3 protein-coding genes are annotated in these 1646 nt (G+C 33.8%); all 3 read right to left on the reverse strand.

What is annotated here, in order from left to right; genetic code table 11:
* Positions 1-220: 220 nt before the first annotated feature.
* Positions 221-541, reverse strand: coding sequence for an Imm58 family immunity protein (locus H4J62_RS19870; protein WP_182218744.1), 321 nt, complete (start codon positions 539-541; stop codon positions 221-223).
* A 120-nt stretch (positions 542-661) separates the two neighbouring features.
* Positions 662-1054 carry a hypothetical protein gene (locus H4J62_RS19875; RefSeq protein WP_182218746.1) on the reverse strand — a complete coding sequence of 131 codons (393 nt, stop codon included), beginning with the start codon at positions 1052-1054 and terminating at the stop codon, positions 662-664.
* A gap of 91 nt (positions 1055-1145) precedes the next feature.
* Positions 1146-1511, reverse strand: coding sequence for a hypothetical protein (locus H4J62_RS19880; RefSeq protein WP_182218748.1), 366 nt, complete (start codon positions 1509-1511; stop codon positions 1146-1148).
* Positions 1512-1646: the final 135 nt, after the last annotated feature.

Raw genomic sequence — 1646 nt, forward strand, 5'->3', positions numbered from 1 at the left:
ACCTTTAGGGTGGAAAAAACTAATAGCTCCTCGGACAATAACAGGAAATAGGAATATTGCACAAACAGCTAAAACTAATCTCCTCACCTTAAATTTATCTCCAAGATTTTGGTAAGCCTAACGCCTCATTAAGAGGAAATTTATAGTTGGCTAAAATGTTGAACGCAGTGAAAACAGCCAACTGTAAATTTTCCTGCTTTAATGACTTGTTATAAGTACATTACTCCACACTAATTAACTTACCGTTTTTAAAGATAAAAGTCGAAGAATTAGCTATTATTTTATTACCCTCTACAACGATAAAATCGTTGGGGTTTGCTTGACGAAGCAAGTGCAAAATATCATTTTGATTATATTGTTGCGCACCTTTTACGATTAACCCACCCAAAGCTTTAATAGAATCATTTGCATCATCATTTGAGTCCGATAAATAGGAATAACTTACTGCTTGATCAGTAACAGCGTAAAACCAAAATAAGTTTGATGTGATGAGCAATAGAAGAGAAATAAAAAATGATAATTTCCATTTATTCTTGAACACAGACTCAATCCTTGAAGTACTTATAACGCCCCACTAAGAGGCAAATGATAGTTGGTTATAATAGAGAGCGAAGCGAACAAAACCAACTGTTATTTGTCCTGCTTGAGTGGCTTGTTAGGGTTACTTAGCCCACTGAAATATAGCTATAAAAACAATAGTTAGAACGCACCATAAAATAACTTTTTTAAACATACTCAATTGACTTACTCCATTAGAATTTTTTCTGTCTTCAATCTTTTTTTTAATTTCAGGAAACAGCTCGTCTACAATTAATCTATCATTAATAAATGCTTGCGTTGACCAGTTTTCAGTAGAAAGCGATACAACTATTTCAATTTTACCTTCCTCAGTATCAAATACTAAACGGTCATTGAATTTAAAACTTCTACGTTTTTTCAAAAGAGTGCCGTCGTAATAGTACTTTTCAGCACCAAATAATGAAAAATCAACTTCAAACTTTTTTCCATTTACGTCGAACGATGCTTCCATATATTTCTGTAACCCTAACGCCACGTTAAGCGGCAAAAAATTGTTGGCTAAAATTGTGAACGAAGTGAAACAGCCAACTGTTTTTTGTCCGTTTGAACGCCTTGTTAGGTTTTTCTTAGCCGTAAAATATAGGTAATAACTTTACCTTTATTCCTTTAGCATAAATCCACCATTTAGAACCGACATCATCTGTAAGCTGATAGAAATTCAAACCGTTTTCGATATAGTTTGCATCCAATGTACTAGCTGCTAAATCGTTAGCTAGTTCTAATTTTACAGGAGCTAAAAGTCTAAATGAAATACACATAGCTTCAACTTTATAGAATTCTATTTCAATTTCACCCTTATCTTTACTACCTGTATCACCATTAAATTTAATTAATAGAGATCCTGTAACATCAACTTTATTAGCATTAATACTTTCTATGTCTGCGAAACCTTCTAATTTAGAAAGATAATCGTTGATTTGCGCCAATTCCATGTTGAAAACCTAACGCCACGTTAAGCGGCAAAAAATTGTTGGCTAAAATTGTGAACGGAGTGAAACAGCCAACTGTTTTTTGTCCGTTTGAACGCCTTGTTAGGCTTTACCTTGAGCACCACTATTTGGGACAGT

Source organism: Colwellia sp. BRX8-5 (assembly GCF_014077325.1).
Classification (GTDB): Bacteria; Pseudomonadota; Gammaproteobacteria; order Enterobacterales; family Alteromonadaceae; genus Colwellia_A.

Coding starts and splice junctions, on each gene's coding strand:
- H4J62_RS19880 (WP_182218748.1), bottom strand. CDS start 1,511: ATGGAATTGGCGCAAATCAACGATTATCTTTCTAAATTAGAAGGTTTC.